Source organism: Maritimibacter alkaliphilus HTCC2654, from assembly GCF_000152805.1.
Taxonomy (GTDB): Bacteria; Pseudomonadota; Alphaproteobacteria; order Rhodobacterales; family Rhodobacteraceae; genus Maritimibacter; species Maritimibacter alkaliphilus.
In genome coordinates, this window is the sequence record NZ_CH902578.1 from 3,533,508 (window position 1) to 3,549,157 (window position 15,650).

The 15,650-nt window shown below is 64.8% G+C and carries 17 protein-coding genes; 15 read left to right on the plus strand and 2 right to left on the minus strand.

Translation table 11 applies throughout. The annotated features are described in order from the left end of the window. Positions 1 to 67 precede the first annotated feature (67 nt). The 5 genes from RB2654_RS18380 (at position 68) to RB2654_RS18400 (ending at position 4,390) form a co-directional block, all read left to right on the plus strand. Positions 68 to 1,357 carry a Rieske 2Fe-2S domain-containing protein gene (locus RB2654_RS18380; RefSeq protein WP_008334637.1) on the plus strand — a complete coding sequence of 430 codons (1,290 nt, stop codon included), beginning with the start codon at positions 68 to 70 and terminating at the stop codon, positions 1,355 to 1,357. 63 nt (positions 1,358 to 1,420) lie between these two features. Beyond that, on the plus strand, positions 1,421 to 2,413 hold the full coding sequence (locus RB2654_RS18385) for a PDR/VanB family oxidoreductase (protein WP_008334638.1): 993 nt from the start codon (positions 1,421 to 1,423) through the stop codon (positions 2,411 to 2,413). A 16-nt stretch (positions 2,414 to 2,429) separates the two neighbouring features. Then, positions 2,430 to 3,227, plus strand: coding sequence for an SDR family NAD(P)-dependent oxidoreductase (locus tag RB2654_RS18390; protein WP_008334640.1), 798 nt, complete (start codon positions 2,430 to 2,432; stop codon positions 3,225 to 3,227). Then, positions 3,224 to 4,150 carry an alpha/beta hydrolase gene (locus RB2654_RS18395; RefSeq protein ID WP_008334641.1) on the plus strand — a complete coding sequence of 309 codons (927 nt, stop codon included), beginning with the start codon at positions 3,224 to 3,226 and terminating at the stop codon, positions 4,148 to 4,150. The genes RB2654_RS18390 and RB2654_RS18395 overlap by 4 nt, the downstream gene beginning before the upstream one ends. 15 nt (positions 4,151 to 4,165) lie before the next feature. Continuing rightward, the gene (locus RB2654_RS18400; RefSeq protein WP_008334642.1) at positions 4,166 to 4,390 is read left to right on the plus strand and encodes a hypothetical protein; all 225 of its coding nucleotides are present in this window, start codon (positions 4,166 to 4,168) and stop codon (positions 4,388 to 4,390) included. A 4-nt stretch (positions 4,391 to 4,394) separates the two neighbouring features. On the opposite strand, the gene RB2654_RS23610 is transcribed toward RB2654_RS18400, so the two are convergent. Further along, complete coding sequence (locus RB2654_RS23610) at positions 4,395 to 4,910, minus strand: MarR family winged helix-turn-helix transcriptional regulator (RefSeq protein WP_008334643.1); 516 nt, start codon at positions 4,908 to 4,910, stop codon at positions 4,395 to 4,397. A gap of 457 nt (positions 4,911 to 5,367) precedes the next feature. Here RB2654_RS23610 and RB2654_RS18410 point away from each other — a divergent pair, with 457 nt between their 5' ends. From RB2654_RS18410 to RB2654_RS18430, 5 genes are all read left to right on the plus strand, one after another. After that, positions 5,368 to 6,465, plus strand: a complete 1,098-nt coding sequence (locus RB2654_RS18410) for an ABC transporter substrate-binding protein (RefSeq protein ID WP_008334644.1) — start codon at positions 5,368 to 5,370, stop codon at positions 6,463 to 6,465. Positions 6,466 to 6,555: 90 nt separating this feature from the next. Continuing rightward, entirely contained in the window at positions 6,556 to 7,434 is an 879-nt protein-coding gene (locus RB2654_RS18415; protein WP_008334646.1) for a branched-chain amino acid ABC transporter permease, read from the plus strand. Beyond that, entirely contained in the window at positions 7,434 to 8,453 is a 1,020-nt protein-coding gene (locus RB2654_RS18420; protein WP_008334648.1) for a branched-chain amino acid ABC transporter permease, read from the plus strand. Before RB2654_RS18415 ends, RB2654_RS18420 begins: the two co-directional genes overlap by 1 nt. Next, positions 8,450 to 9,214 (plus strand): ABC transporter ATP-binding protein, encoded by a 765-nt coding sequence (locus RB2654_RS18425; protein ID WP_008334649.1) that lies wholly within the window; start codon positions 8,450 to 8,452, stop codon positions 9,212 to 9,214. Before RB2654_RS18420 ends, RB2654_RS18425 begins: the two co-directional genes overlap by 4 nt. Beyond that, entirely contained in the window at positions 9,207 to 9,902 is a 696-nt protein-coding gene (locus RB2654_RS18430; RefSeq protein ID WP_008334651.1) for an ABC transporter ATP-binding protein, read from the plus strand. The genes RB2654_RS18425 and RB2654_RS18430 overlap by 8 nt, the downstream gene beginning before the upstream one ends. On the opposite strand, the gene RB2654_RS18435 is transcribed toward RB2654_RS18430, so the two are convergent. Continuing rightward, on the minus strand, positions 9,899 to 10,375 hold the full coding sequence (locus RB2654_RS18435) for an Lrp/AsnC family transcriptional regulator (RefSeq protein ID WP_008334656.1): 477 nt from the start codon (positions 10,373 to 10,375) through the stop codon (positions 9,899 to 9,901). The genes RB2654_RS18430 and RB2654_RS18435 overlap by 4 nt on opposite strands. A 125-nt stretch (positions 10,376 to 10,500) precedes the next feature. On the opposite strand from RB2654_RS18435, the gene RB2654_RS18440 reads away from it, so the two are divergent. From RB2654_RS18440 to lpdA, 5 genes are read left to right on the plus strand one after another with little or no spacing between them, the layout of a single operon-like run. Then, positions 10,501 to 10,740, plus strand: a complete 240-nt coding sequence (locus RB2654_RS18440; RefSeq protein ID WP_008334657.1) for a hypothetical protein — start codon at positions 10,501 to 10,503, stop codon at positions 10,738 to 10,740. Next, complete coding sequence (locus RB2654_RS18445; protein ID WP_008334658.1) at positions 10,737 to 11,963, plus strand: 3-methyl-2-oxobutanoate dehydrogenase (2-methylpropanoyl-transferring) subunit alpha; 1,227 nt, start codon at positions 10,737 to 10,739, stop codon at positions 11,961 to 11,963. Before RB2654_RS18440 ends, RB2654_RS18445 begins: the two co-directional genes overlap by 4 nt. A 1-nt stretch (position 11,964) precedes the next feature. Then, positions 11,965 to 12,978, plus strand: coding sequence for an alpha-ketoacid dehydrogenase subunit beta (locus RB2654_RS18450; protein ID WP_008334659.1), 1,014 nt, complete (start codon positions 11,965 to 11,967; stop codon positions 12,976 to 12,978). Between the two features lies 1 nt (position 12,979). Continuing rightward, positions 12,980 to 14,224, plus strand: a complete 1,245-nt coding sequence (locus RB2654_RS18455; RefSeq protein ID WP_008334660.1) for a dihydrolipoamide acetyltransferase family protein — start codon at positions 12,980 to 12,982, stop codon at positions 14,222 to 14,224. A gap of 1 nt (position 14,225) precedes the next feature. Beyond that, positions 14,226 to 15,602 carry a dihydrolipoyl dehydrogenase gene (gene lpdA / locus RB2654_RS18460; RefSeq protein ID WP_008334661.1) on the plus strand — a complete coding sequence of 459 codons (1,377 nt, stop codon included), beginning with the start codon at positions 14,226 to 14,228 and terminating at the stop codon, positions 15,600 to 15,602. Positions 15,603 to 15,650 lie beyond the last annotated feature (48 nt).

Sequence of the window (15,650 nt, forward strand, 5' to 3'; positions counted from 1 at the left end):
TTCCATGGAAGATGAAAAGCCGCGGCGACCGGAAACGGGCGACTGTGGACCAGGAGGAGGAACTGGAATGCTGTCCCACGAGGAAAACGAAGCCCTTTGCCGCGTCGGCCGCGGCACGCCCATGGGCAAGGTCATGCGCCGCTACTGGCACCCCATCGCGCTGTCCGAAGAATTGCCCGAGCCCGATTGCAAACCGATCCGGGCTGAGCTTCTGGGCGAAAAGCTCGTCGTCTTCCGTGACAGCGAAGGCAAGGTAGGCGTGCTTCAGGAAAGCTGTATGCACCGGGGCGCGTCGCTGGCGCTTGGCCGTGTCGAGGATGGCGGCGTGCGTTGCCTCTATCACGGCTGGAAATTCGCGGTGGATGGCACGATCCTCGACACCCCGAACAACCCCGATCCGCGCGTGAAGCAGCGGCTCAAGCAGCCCTGTTTCCCGGTGCGCGAAGAGGGCGGTCTGATCTGGACCGTGGTGGGCGCGAAGAAGGGCGAAGAGCCGCCGTTCCGCCGCTATTCCTTCATGGACGCGCCGGCCGAGCACCGGCTGGCCCTGCGCATCAACGTGAAATGCAACTACTTGCAATTGTGGGAAGGCGGGGCCGATAGCTCCCACGTCGGGATCCTGCACGCCGAAAGTGCTTCGCCGGGTTGGCTGAACGACGAGCCGACGCGCGACAGCCGGGCGTCGAACCCCGCGAACCTTGCCGTCGTCGACAACGCGCCGACGTTCGAGATCGAGAACACCGACTACGGGTTCCACTATGCCGCTATGCGCCGCGCGCCGAATGCGCAGGGCGAGCCGGAGGTGGTGAACGTTCGTGTGGTGCCGCTTATCATGCCCACGGGCCGGATCATCCCAGCGCCGAACTCGTTCCTGACGGTGTTCGAGACGCCCGATAACGATGGCCAAACCTCGACCTTCATCGTGCAGCACGGCTATTCCAAGCCGGACCGCGAAGAGATGCTGGAACTGCTCGGCATGGACGATCCGGCGGTCTATGATCCCGAGACCCATAACCTCACCGTCGACTGGGGCATGGGGCTTGGGCAAAAGCGCGATCAGATGGACGAACACTGGAGCGGGATGAAGGGCGTCGAACACGAAGACGCCGCCATGGCGCTGTCCATGGGGCAGATCTTTGATCGCACGCAGGAACATCTGGTGGCAGCCGACGGGGCCGTCGTGCGCCTGCGCCGCTGCCTTCTGGATAGCATCAAGGCGGTCGAAGAGGGCGAAGAGCCCTTGGGCGCGACGATGGAGGATCTCACGCAGGTGAGCGTGACGTCCGACGCGCCGCTCGACCGGCCATGGCAGGCCGTGGGGCATCATTACGAAATCCCGCCGCAAGCCGCTGAATAAGGCCGCGCCCGGCTGCAAGCGTGGCCGGGCGTTCGACCTATCTTTCTTCAAAAGGAGCCTGCGATGATGATGCAGCCCTCGCTCCCCGGTCAGGACATGACCCTGCCGGTCGTTGTCCGTTCGATGACCCTTCTGGCACGTGACACGCTCGCGGTCGAATTCACGCCGCAGGATGGTGTGACGCTCCCGCCGTTCGACGCAGGCGCGCATGTCGATCTTTTGCTACCCAACGGCATCCGCCGGTCCTATTCGCTGTGCAATGCGCCGGGTGACACCGGGCGATATGTCGTCGGCGTGAAAAAGGCGGACCCGAGCCGAGGTGCCTCGTCCTACATCCATGACACGCTGCGCGTGGGGCAGGCGATGAAGATCTCGGCCCCCAAGAACAACTTCCCGCTCGACGAGTCGGCGGCGAAGTCCGTGCTGATCGCGGGTGGGATCGGGATCACCCCGATGATGTCGATGATCGACCGGATGGAGGCGACGGGCGCCGACTGGACGCTCTACTATTCCTGCCGCACCCGCGCGGATGCTGCGTTCCTTGACCGGCTCGACCTGCTCGACAAGGCGCGCTGCGTGAATCTGAACTTCGACGGCGAACCGGGCGGCGCGATGCTGAATTTGGCCGAGATCATCGGGGCCGAACAGGGCGACGGCGTGCATTTCTATGCCTGCGGTCCAGCGCCGATGCTCGATGCGTTCGAAGCCGCGACTGCGGGTTTGCCGGAAGGGCACGCGCATCTTGAACGGTTCGGGGGCGAGCCGCTTCCCGTCTCGGACGATGCGCTCGAGACGTTCGAGGTGGAGTGCATGCAAAGCGGGCTGAACCTCACCATCACGCCCGAGACGACCATTCTGGACGCGCTTCTCGACAACGGGATCGACATTCCGTTTTCCTGCATGGACGGTGTCTGCGGATCGTGCCGCGTCGGTGTGGTCGAGGGCACGCCGGACCACCGCGACATGGTGCTGTCAGACGGGGAACTGGCCGAGAACAAGGTAATGATGGTCTGCTGTTCGGGCAGCCGCAGCCCGAAACTGGTGCTGGATATCTGAGGGAGGAGCAGGCGCAATGACGCTTGAGAACGTGCCGGGCATCTCCGGCAAAGCATTCGCGGTGCTGGGCGCCGGGCAGGGGATCGGTCGCGCAACGGTGCAGGCGCTGGCGGCAGCCGGTGCACGCGTTGCCTGCGTGGACCGCGACGAAGGACTGGCTCAGGCTGTCGCGGGTGCGGTCGGCGGCCTTGCCCTGTCGGGCGACGTGACCCGGCGCGGCGACATGGAGCGGATGTTTCAGGACGCCGCCGACTGGGCGGATGGGTGCCTTGGCGGGGTCGTGGACATCGTGGGGATCGCAGACGTTCGGGCGATTGCCGACATGGATGACGAGGGCTGGAACGAGCAGTTCGACCTCACGCTCCGCCATGCCTTCCTGACCGTCCAGATCGCCCCCCGCTTCATGCCGGAGGGCGGCGCGCTCGCCTTTGTGAGTTCGATGTCCAGCACGCGGGCGGTCGAGAACCAGACCGTCTACGGCGCGTCCAAAGCCGCGCTCAACCAGTTCGTCGCTGGGGCGGCTTGCGAGCTTGGGCCAAAGGGCATCCGCGTGAACGCCGTGTCGCCCGGTTTTGTGCGCACCCCGCGTCTCGTCGCGGCACTTGGCGATGACTTCTGGGCCGAGCTCAATGGCTATATCCCCGTGGGCCGCCCGTGCGAGCCTGTCGACATCGCCGGGCCGCTCATGTTCCTCTGCTCGGACCTTGCCGCCTGCATCTCGGGCCAGACGCTGACGGTGGACGGCGGCACGAGCACGCAAGCCCACATGCCCAAGATCCCGCTCAAGCGAAAGGCCATGGGGGCGACGGCATGAGCGCGCCGACCGATCCCGCCTTCGCACCGATCCTCGGCCATAGCCGGGGTAAATCCGTGCTCGCCGACGGGGCGCTCCCCGATGTGCGTCAGATGATGGAAGAGCGCGCCAAATCCCGGCCCGGCCCGGACGTTGCGACCGTGCGCGACGCGGTCGTGCCCGGCCCGGCGGGCGACATTCCGGTGCGGCTTTACGTGCCCGAGCAGGCGCGCGGCGTCGTTCTTGCCTATCACGGTGGCGGCTGGATCACGGGCAGCCGCGACAGCTTTGACCCGGTCTGCCGCTTCATGGCGGCGGACTCCGGCGCGGCGGTCGTGTCGGTCGACTACCGGCTCGCGCCCGAGCACGTGTTCCCCGCCGCAGTCGATGACGCCTTTGCCGCGCTCGTCGCGGTAGATCGGGACCGCGCAGGCCTTGGCCTGCCGGACGGCCCCATCGTCGTGATGGGCGAATCCGCAGGTGCGAACCTTGCCCTCGTCGTGTCGCTGATGGCGCGGGATGCGTGCGGCCCGGCGATTGCCAAGCAGGTGTTGGCCTATCCGGCGGTGGACGCGAGTGTGGAGCGCCCCTCGATGGATCTCTTTGCCGAGAACCACCTTCAGACCCGCCGCGACGTCAAACACGCGCTGGGCACCTATGCGCTGAACCACGGCGTCGATCCGTCCGACTGGCGTCTGTCGCCGCTCAAGGCCGAGACGTTCGCGGGCCTGCCTTCGGTCTTTCTCATCTCGGCGGAGTGCGACGCGATCCGCGACGATTCCGAAGCGCTGACCCACCGCCTGATGGCCGAAGGTGTCGGCGTGGTCCACGCGCGATATGCGGGCATGATCCACACCTTCGTCCAGATGCGCCCGGCGGTCGAAGCGGCCATCGTCGCGCAGCGCCAGATGGCCGACGAAGTGCGCCGCGCCGTGCAAGCGTAACGAGAAGGGTATCCCGTGATCAGTTTCAACGACATCATCGACAAGGCCTGCCCGGCAGCGGTGCAGGCCGAACGCCAAGGGAACCTGCCGACGCGGATGTTTGTTCATCCCGTGATATTCGACGGCATTTCGGAAATCCGGCGCGACGAAATCGCGAACGGGTTTCCTCTGATCCTGCTCGGCATGTTTCTGGAGGTCGACCCGGACCTTCCCCGAGATGGCTTCCGCTTCGAACGCTAGGCGATCAGTCCGCTGCGTTCTCTACCGGGGGGAGGCCTTCGACGTTCTCGAAATAGGCGAGAAGCTTGTAAAGGAAATCCATCCCCTGAGCGAGCTCGTCCGTGCTCATGCTGTCAACAACCCGACCGAACGCGGTGTCCGGCGAACAGATCAGCCCGATCGCCTCGTCCGCGACACGCCGCCCCTCGTCCGTCAGGTAAATGATCCGGCCGCGTTTATAGGCCGGGTCGACCTTGCGCGACACGAGCTTGCTGCGGATCAGGCGATCCACCTGCTTGGTCACGGCCCCCGATGTGATGAACAGCGACTGGAACAGGTCGGTCGGGCGCATCGCACCGTCCGGGCCATTGCGACGAAGCGCCAGAAGGATACGCAGGTCGCTAGGCCCGATCGAATATCCGGCCTGGCTGAGATCGCGAAACGCTGCCTCCATCGACGTGTCGATCTGTTTGATCGCCGCCGCGACGATGAACGGGTCGAGGTTAAGGTCGGGGCGCTCCCGGCGCCACGCTTGGGTCATGTCATTCAATGTTCGTGCCAATCCCGCTTTATCCCCTCCGCGACTGCATTCGTGCAGTCCTCCCCTTGATTTCACGGGATCATAGAGTCCCGCGGACGCCCGAACAACGCCTCTCCCTGCTCGAGCGGATCCTCCGCCAATCACCTTCGTTCCGCTTGCCGGGACAACGGCGCTGCTTTGCGGATGCAGCATCATCATCCATGGAAGATATTCAAGAATCTTCTTGACGTGAAAGCGCATTCGTTTCATCTTCCATGGAAGGTCAGATGAGTTGGTTATTGGTCGGACACTGTTAAGACCGATCCGGGAGTGAGGAAAATCTGGCCTGACGACGATGCGTGACCGTGCTCCGGAGAGCCACGGCAAAAGCGCGAACAGGGAGGAAATCATGGTAACTCAACGAAATCGTCTCGGGACGATAACGGTCGTGGCTGGCCTTATGGTCAGTACATCGGCGATGGCTGACACGCTGAAGGTCGGGGTCGTCGGGCCAATGACCGGGCCTCTTGCGGTGATGGGCGAACAGTGGCGCCAAGGCATCGAGACGTTCATGGAACTGAACGGCGACAAAGCTGGCGACACCACCATCGAGGTGGTCTACCGCGACACGACGGGCAACCCGGCGAACGCCAAACAGATGGCGCAGGAGCTGATCGTGCGCGAACGCGTGCAGGCTTTGGTTGGCTTCGGCATTTCGCCCTCTGCCGCAGCGGCGGCTCCGGTAATCAACGAAGTGCAGATCCCGACCTTCCTGCCGCACGTCGCATCGCCCGCGCTGATGGACGCGTCGCCCTATTTCGTGCGTCTCGGGCAGAACATCGCCACCAACGCCGAAGTCGCTGCCAAATGGGCGCGCGAGAGCGGGATGGAAAGCGCCTATGTCGCCGTGGCCGATTACGCCCCCGGTCATGACGTGGCCAACGCGTTCAAACCGGCGTTCGAGGGCGCGGGCGGCACCGTCACCGGCTCCGACAACATCCCGCTGTCCACCGTCGATTTCTCGCCCTTTGCCGAACGGATCGCCGAGGCGCAGCCGGACATGGTTCAGCTGTTCATCCCGCCCGGGGCGCAGGCCGTCTCGATGGTCAAGGCGATGGCGGCGCGCGGTCTTATGGAAGACACGCTTATCATGGGGCAGGGCGAGGCCGAGGATAGCGACATCCACCTCTTCGATGGCACCATCAAGAACTTCCATTCCGCGATTTACTACTCGGAATCGCTCGACAACCCCGAGAACGAGGCCTTCGTCGGCGGGCTTCAGGCCAAGTTCGGCGAAGACGTGCTGCCCAGCACCTTCACGCTCGGCGCTTATGACTCCATGGCGCTGATCTATGCGCTTGCTTCGGAAATGGGTGCCGACTTCAACGGCGACGCGGTGATGGCGAAGCTCGCCGGGTATTCATGGGCCAGCCCGCGTGGCAAGATCACGCTCGACGCCGAAAGCCGTGAACCGATCCAGGATTTCGTGATCCGACGGGTCGAAGACGTGGACGGCCAGCTGCGCAACGTCGTGGTTGATACGATCCCGCAGGTTCACCCGATCTCGGGAAGCTGAACGCCCTCGTCATAACACCGTCCGCGGGGCATCATCGGATGTGCCGCGGACCTTCGCTTTGACGGTCCGCACGAAACGGGGAGCACCTTCATGGCCAGCGCCGCCTCATCACTCACATTCATTCTGCTCTATGGCGTGTCCTACGGACTTGTCCTGTTCATCATTTCCATCGGCCTCGTCATCACGATGGGTTTGATGCGGGTCATGAACCTCGCCCACGGCGCTTTCGCGGCCATCGGCGGCTATATCGCGGTGGGGGTGATGACCAACTTCGGGATACCCTTTCCGCTCGCCGTAGTGGCCGCCGTCGCCGGTGTCGTCGCCCTGTCGGTGGTGCTCGAGCGTCTGGTCTTCGTGAACCTTTACGGCGCGCCAGAGCTCGATCAGGTGCTGATGACCATCGGCATCAACTTCATCGTCATCGGCGGGCTGACCATCTTTTTCGGGCCGAACGTCTATCCGATCAGCCTGCCGGACTACCTGACCGGCAACGTCGACCTCGGCATCCGCAACTTCGAGGTCTACCGTCTGTTCGTCATCGCAATGGGGCTGATCGTCGTCGTCGGCCTTTGGATCATGTTCGAAAAAACTTCGTTCGGGGCCAAGCTGCGCGCCGCCGTGGACAACCCGTCGATGACCCGCGTGATTGGGATCAACGTGAACCGCGTGTTCATCATCGCCTTCGGGATCGGGAGCGGTTTGGCCGCCCTCGGAGGGGCCATCGGCGCGGGGATGCTGCCGCTCGAACCCTATTACCCGATGAAATACCTCGTCCTCGTGCTGGTCGTCGTGGCGCTGTCGGGCTTTGGTAACATGCGCGCCTCGCTTGCCGTCGCGGTGCTGGTCGGGATCGTCGACACCGCAGGCCGCTTCCTCGTGCCCAGCTTCGGTGGGTTCATCATCTACATCGTCCTCGTCGTGCTCATGGTGTTGCGCCCCGAGGGTCTGTTCACGAAGAGGGCCGCCTGATGGACATGCCGAACGCACGCTTCCTCAATCGTCACCGCTTCTCGCTGTGGGAACTGGTGCCGCTGATCGTGGCCATCGGGTGCTACTACCTCTTTCCCGGCTACCTGACGCTCGGCGCGGCGGTGCTGGTGATGGCGATCTTCGCCGTCTCGCTCGACCTCGTGATCGGATACGCGGGCATCGTCACGCTCGGCCATTCGGTGTTCTTCGGGGTAGGGGCGTATGGGGCCGCGAAACTGTCCATCGCCGGGATCGACACGCCGATTGCGGCCGCCCTGATCGCCGGGGCCATGGCCTCGCTGCTCGCCGTCCTGACCGGGCCGTTCGTCCTGCGCCTCAAACATCTGCCGCTCATCATGGTCACGGTCGCCATCGCCGCCATCGCCCATGAGGCCGCGAACAAAATGTCGTGGCTCACGGGCGGCCACGACGGCCTGCCGAACCTGACGTTCGAGCCGGTGCTGGGCCTGTTCAAATGGTCGATCTGGGGCACGACAAGCTATCTCTACGTCCTCGCATGGCTCGTCCTTCTCGTGATCATCTCGCGCATCGTCGTATCGTCGTCCTTCGGCATGGCGCTGCAGGGCATCCGCCAGAACGAACTGCGCATGAGGGTCATGGGCGCGCCCGTGCTGAAACAACAGGTGATCATCTACACCTACAGCGCCTTTCTGGCCGGGATCGCGGGCGCGCTCTACGCCCAGACCAACAACTTCGTCTCGCTTGAGACGCTGACGGTGGACCTTGGCGTCTTTGCGCTGGCGATGATCGTGCTCGGCGGCCTCGGGCGTATCTACGGCGCGATCATCGGGGCGGCGGTCTACATGATCGTGCAATACCTCGCCCAGCAATGGGATCCGTATTTCTGGATGCTGGCCATCGGGGTGCTTCTGGTGCTTGTCGTCCGCTTCGGCAAAGGCGGCCTTTTGGGCATCGCCGAGAAGGCATGGCTCCGGGTGCGCCCCGCGCGCCCCGCCTTTACCCCTGCCAAACGCGAAAAACTGGAGCCGGGCGAATGACCTACATGCTCGAAGCACGCGACCTGCACAAATACTTCGGCGCGCTTCACGTCACCAACGGCGTGAACCTGAAACTGGCCCCCGGCGCGCGTCACGCGCTGATCGGCCCGAACGGTGCGGGCAAGACGACGCTCGTCGGGCAATTGTCCGGCGTGATCGCACCCACGTCCGGGCAGGTGCTCATCGGAGGGGAGGACGTCACGCGCCTTGCGCCCGCCAAACGCACCCGTATGGGGCTGGTGCGCACCTTCCAGATTTCGAACCTGTTCACTGACATGACGGTGCTCGAGAACGTCTACCTCGCCGTCAGCCAGAACCGGCGCATGGGGGTGAACCCGTTCCGCGCGGCAGGCCGCGACAAGGACAGTATCGACCGCGCGATGGACCTGATCCGCAAGGTCCGGCTGGAGCCGCATGCGGATCGGCTGGTCTCGGAACTTGCCTACGGACAACAGCGCCTGATCGAGATCGCCATCGCGCTTGCCCTCGATCCGAAAATCCTGCTGCTGGACGAACCGGCGGCGGGTATTCCGACCGGCGAACTCGACCTGCTCCTTCGGGTGATCGAAGAGCTCGACCCGTCCCTCGCCCTTCTCATCATCGAACACGATATGGAGCTTGTGCGCCGGGTCGCGACCGATGTGACTGTCCTTGTCCACGGCACAGTCCTGATCGACGGCCCATTGCGTGAGGTCATGTCCTCGGACGAGGTCAAACGCGTCTATCTTGGCGGCGGCGAAGTGGAGGCTCAGAATGCTTGAAGTGCGCAACCTGACCGGGGGTTGGGGTCCGACCGTCGTGGTCCAGGATCTGTCCCTCGACCTCGCCAAGGGTGAAACGCTCGCCATAATCGGGCGCAACGGGGTCGGCAAATCGACCCTGCTCGAACTTCTCAGCGGCCGCGCGCGGCGGCTCAGCGGATCGGTCCGTCTGGGCGACACCGACCTTGCCGCAGCCAAACTGCACCGCCGCGTGGCTCACGGGATCGGACATGTGCCGCAAGAACGGGAAGTGTTCAAAAGCCTGACGGTGGACGAGCACCTGCTGATTTCGCGGCGCCCCGGCGTCTGGACCCGCGACAAGGTGCTCGACCTCTTTCCCGGCCTCGCCGCGCGGATCGGAAGCCTTGGCGGGCAACTCTCCGGCGGTGAACAGCAGATGCTTGCCATCGCACGGGCGCTGGTCGGCAACCCGCAAGTGCTGCTCATGGACGAGCCGTCCGAGGGGCTTGCCCCCGTCGTCATCGAACAACTCGTGGGAGCCATGCGCGCGCTGACGGTGGACAAGTCGCTGGGCATTCTGCTGGTCGAACAACGAATCGACATCGCCCGCGATCTGGCCGACCGTTTCGTCGTCATGGACCGGGGCGCGATCGTGCACCGGGGCCAGATCGAGGAACTCGACCGCACCGAAAATCTCGCCGAACTCGTGGGTCTGACCGACGCCTAGTCCGGCACGAAGGCCTGCTGGCTTTTCAGACGGCGGAGCACAAAGCTCGACCGGGAATGGCGTATGCCTTTGACCTTGTAGAGCTTCGAGCGCAGGAACTCCTCATACCCCCGCGTGCCGTCCACCGCGACCTTGATCATGTAATCGTAGTCGCCCGTGGTCAGGTATACCTCGAGCACCTCGGGAATGTCCGCCAGCGCCTGCCCGAAGTCCTCGAGCGTTTCATCGTCGTGACGGTCAAGCGTGACCTCGACGATGGCCAGTTCGCGCAGGCCGAGCAGCTCCATATCGACCCGTGCGCCGTAGCCGTCGATGAACCCGTCCGCCTCCAGCCGCCGCACTCGCTGCCAGCACGGGCTTGCCGACAATCCGACCCGGTCGGCCAGTTCCGCCGTGGTCAGGCGCCCGTTCTCAAGCAGGTGGCGCAGGATTGCGCGGTCTTTGGTGTCTAGCTCGCGAGGCATCAGTTTCATCCGTGGAAGATATGATTCTGCCGGAATGGGTCATGACAGAAAAATCATTTTTATAAGGCCATAAATAGCAGAAGATCAAAAGCCTTTTTTGTTCTTCTGAGGATAACGTTGCCGTAGGAGGAGCCATGCGCAGACACATCTATTTTACGACGACCGAAGGCTACGCCGGCCTGATCCGCCCACTCGACCACGCACGGCGCATGGGGTTCGACCTGATCTCCGTCGCGGCCCACCAGCAGGGCGAAGACCTGGACGTGACCTTGACCCTCGCGGGCCTGACCGATGGGGCGGTGCCGACGCTCGCCGCCCGGATCGACGGCGGCCTTGGCTGCGCGATCACCGCGCCGTCCGAGGTGGCCGCATGACCCATCCGCTCCGCCTCCACGTCCCCGAGCCGACCTTGCGCCCCGGCGACAGCCCCGACTTTTCCGGCGTGCCGATCCCCAAGGCGGGCAGCGTGCGCCGCCCTCCGGTCGATGCCGACCCCGAGGATATCCGCGACCTCGCCTTCACCATCATTCGCGTCATGGCCCGCAACGGGCAGGCGGTCGGTGACTGGGCCCCGGACATCGACGACGACGAACTCCGCACGGGCCTGCGCCACATGATGCTGCTGCGCGAATACGACGCCCGGATGCTTATGGCGCAGCGGCAGGGCAAGTCCAGTTTCTACATGCAGCACTTGGGCGAAGAGGCGATTTCCTGTGGCTTCCGGCGCGAGCTTGCGGAAGGCGACATGAACTTTCCGACCTACCGTCAGGCGGGCCTCCTGATCGCGGACGACTACCCCATGTTGCTCATGATGAATCAGGTCTACTCGAACGAGGGCGACACGGTGCACGGGCGGCAGTTGCCGGTGTTCTATTCGTCCAAGGACCACGGGTTCTTTTCCATCTCCGGCAACCTCGCCACGCAATATCCGCAGGCGGTCGGCTGGGCGATGGCGTCCGCGATCAAGGGCGCGACGAACATCGCGGCGGCGTGGATCGGGGACGGCTCGACCGCCGAGAACGACTTTCACGCCGGGCTTGTCTTTGCCTCGACCTACAAGGCGCCCGTGGTGCTGAACATCGTGAACAACCAGTGGGCCATTTCCACGTTCCAAGGCATTGCGCGGGGCGGCTCGGGCACCTTTGCCGCGCGCGGCCACGGGTTCGGCATCCCGGCGCTTCGCGTCGATGGAAACGACTACCTCGCCGTGCGCGCAGTGGCCCGATGGGCGGCGCAGCGCGCACGGGCGAACCTTGGCCCGACCCTGATCGAATACGTCACCTACCGCGTCGCCGGTCATTCGACCTCGGACGATCCCTCCGCCTACCGCCCCAAGGAGGAAGGCAGCGCATGGCCGCTGGGCGACCCGATCCTGCGCCTTCGCGACCACCTGATCGCACGCGGCGCATGGAGCGAAGAGCGCCACACGCAGGCCGAGGCCGAGATAAGGGCCGAGGTCATCGCGACCCAGAAAGAGGCCGAGGCCATCGGCACGCTCACCTCGGGCCGCCTCCCGTCGCCCGCGCATATGTTCGAGGACGTGTTCGAGGCGCCGACACCCCACCTTGTCCGCCAACGTCACGAGATGGGGGTCTGACATGCCACACATGACCATGATAGAGGCGATCCGCGACGCCCACGACATCGCCATGGACCGCGACGAGCGCGTCGTCGTCTTCGGCGAGGACGTCGGATTCTTCGGCGGCGTCTTTCGCTGCACCGCAGGGCTGCAAAAGAAATACGGCGCCACCCGTTGCTTCGACACGCCGATCAGCGAGCTTGGCATCGTCGGCACCGCCATCGGCATGGCCGCGAACGACATGCGGCCCGTGGTCGAGGTTCAGTTCGCGGATTACATGTATCCGGCCTACGATCAGCTCGTGTCCGAGGCCGCGCGTCTGCGCTACCGCTCGGCGGGCGAGTTCACCTGTCCCATCGTCGTGCGCATGCCCACGGGCGGCGGCATCTTCGGCGCGCAGACCCACAGCCAAAGCCCCGAGGCGCTGTTCACTCATGTCGCGGGCCTGAAAACCGTGGTGCCGTCCACGCCTGCGGACGCCAAGGGCCTGCTCCTCGCCGCCATCGAAGACCCGGATCCGGTCATCTTTCTGGAACCCAAACGCATCTACAACGGCCCCTTCGACGGCCACCACGACCGCCCGCTCGTCGGCTGGAAAAAGCACGAGCTTGGCGAGGTGCCGGAGGGTCATACGCCCGTGCCATTGGGCAAGGCGGCTCTCCGGGCCGAGGGCGATGACCTGACGATCGTGACCTATGGCACGATGGTCCACGTCGCCTTGGGCGTCGTGGCCGGCGCGGGGCTTTCGGCGGATGTCATCGACCTGCGAACGCTCGTCCCGCTCGACATCGATGCGGTCGTCGCCTCGGTCAAACGCACGGGCCGCTGCCTTGTGCTGCACGAAGCGACGCTCACCAGCGGGTTCGGCGCAGAGCTTGCCGCTCAGGTGCAGGAGGCATGCTTTTACCATCTGGAAGCGCCGGTCAAACGCGTCGCGGGCTGGGATACGCCCTATCCGCACGCTGGCGAATGGGACTACTTCCCCGGCCCCGAGCGGCTGCTGCGCAACATCGAAGCTCTGCTGGAGGCCTGAGATGGGAGAACACATCGTCAAACTGCCGGACATCGGCGAAGGCGTCACCGAAGCGGAACTGACGGAATGGTCCGTGGCCGTGGGCGACGTGGTGCAGGAGGACGACGTGCTCGCCGTCGTCATGACCGACAAGGCCGCCGTCGAAATCCCCGCGCCGGTCTCTGGAACCGTTGCGCGGCTTGGTTGCGAAGTCGGGGACACTCTTGCGGTCGGGTCGGCTCTGGTTGCCTTGGCGACGGATGGCGGCGGGGTGGGCGAACAAAAGTCCGAACCAAAGGGCGAACTGAAGTCCGAACAAAAGTCCGCTCCCGCGCCTCAAGCGGGCAAGGCGGAACCGCCGACGAAACCGGCGCACGCCGAACAAAAGTCCGCGCCGAAACCACAGCCGCGCAGTTCCGGCACACGGCCCGCCGCCGCGCCGTGGGTCCGGCAACGCGCCCGCGACATGGGGATTGCGCTGGGCGATGTCACAGGCACCGGTCCGGGGGGCCGTATTCTCTACGACGATCTCGAAGACCACCTTGCCGCGCCCCAGCCCAAGGCCCGGCGCAAAACCGGGACGACCGACCTCAAGGTCACGGGGCTGCGCCGCGTCATCGCAGTCCGGATGCAGACCGCCAAGTCCGAGGCGCCGCATTTCTCGATCATCGAAGAGGTCGACGTCACCGAGCTTGAAGCCACCCGCAAGCAGCTGAATGACACGAGGCGCGGTAAGCTGACCGTCATTCCCTTCGTGGCTCTAGCAATCGTCAAAGCGGTGCGGGAACAGCCCGACCTCAACGCGCACTTCCTGCCTGCCGAGGGGATCATCCGCCAGCATAAGGCGGTGCACATAGGTGTCGCGACCCAAACGGACCGTGGCCTCATGGTCCCCGTCCTGCATCATGCCGAGGCGATGAAGCCGTGGGACATGGCCGAGCGACTGCGCGACGTGAGCAGTGCCGCGCGGGACGGCACCATTGCCAAGGGCGATCTGGAAGGGTCTACCATCACGATCTCGTCGCTCGGTTCCCTCGGCGCGATTGCGACGACGCCGATCCTGAACCTGCCCGAGGTCGCCGTGGTCGGCGTGAACAAGATGGCCGTGCGCCCGATGTGGGACGGGAGAGACTTCCGCCCTCGCACGATGATGAACCTATCCGGCTCATTCGATCATCGGGTGGTCGACGGCTGGGATGCAGCAGTGTTCATCGCCCGGCTCAAGCAGCTTCTCGAAACCCCCGCGCTTTTGTTCATCGGAGACTGACATGGCCGATCTGACCTGCGATTTCCTTGTGATCGGCGGTGGGCCGGGCGGCTACGTCGCCGCAATCCGGGCCGGGCAGCTGGGCCTCAAGACCGTGCTTGTCGAGAAAGAGGCGGTCGGCGGCACTTGCCTCAACGTCGGCTGCATCCCGTCCAAGGCGCTGATCCACGCGGCCGAGAAATTCCACGACGCCGTGTCCTTTGCAGTCGAAAACGCACTCGGCATCCAAAACGCCGCGCCCAGCATCGACTATGCCCGGACGGTGGGCTGGAAAGACGGCGTCGTCGCCACCCTAACGGGCGGTGTGCGGGGCCTGCTCAAACGCGCGAAGGTCGAGGTGGTGAGCGGCACTGCCCAGTTCATCGACGGCAAGACGGTTCAGGTCGGCATGGGCGACCGGATCACGGCCAAGACCATCGTCATCGCCACCGGATCGACGCCCGTGGACCTTCCGCCCCTGCCCTTCGGCGGCGATGTGCTGTCCTCCACCGGGGCGCTTGCGCTGACGCATGTGCCGCCCACGTTCGCCGTGGTCGGCGGCGGATACATCGGGCTGGAGATCGGAACCGCCTTCGCCAAACTCGGCGCGCGTGTCACGGTAGTCGAGGCGGGGCCATCCCTCCTCCCCCAATACGATGCCGAATTGGTGAAACCTGTTGCCAAACGGCTCGAAGCGCTGGGGGTGACGGTCCACCTGAACGCCCGCGCCACGGGTCATGAAGCCGGCCGCCTGTGGATCGAGGGACCGGACGGCCCGGCGCAGATCGACGCGGACAAGGTGCTCGTCGCCGTTGGCCGCAAGCCCTACACGGACGGTCTTGGGCTGGAGCGGCTATCGCTGCCCACGCAACGCGGGTTCATCCCGGTCAACGACCGCTGCGAAACGCCGATGCGCGGCGTCTTTGCCATCGGTGACGTGATCCCAGGCCCGATGCTCGCTCACCGTGCCATGGCCGAGGGCGAGATGGTTGCCGAAATCGCCGCTGGCCACACCCGCGTCTGGGACAAACAAGCGATGCCTGCGACCTGCTTCACTGACCCGGAAATCGTGACGGTCGGCCTGTCACCGCAAGAGGCGAAAGACCAGTTCGGCGCGGCAAAGATCGGCCGTTTTCCGTTCACTGCTAACGGGCGCGCGCTGGCCACCGAAGGGACCGAAGGGATGGTGCGCGTCGTGGCCCGTGCAGAGGACAACCGAATCGTCGGTATTCAGGCCGTTGGGCAGGGGATTTCCGAACTGTCCTCGGCCTTTTCCATTGCGCTCGACATGGGCGCCCGGCTCGAAGACGTGGCCGCCATCGTCCAGTCGCACCCAACCCGATCCGAAGGCTTTGCCGAGGCCGCGATGCAGGCGCTGGGCCGCGCGGTCCATATCTGAAACCCGCGCGTTTCATGCAAAAAGGCCGGCGAACCTGTCGCCGGCCTT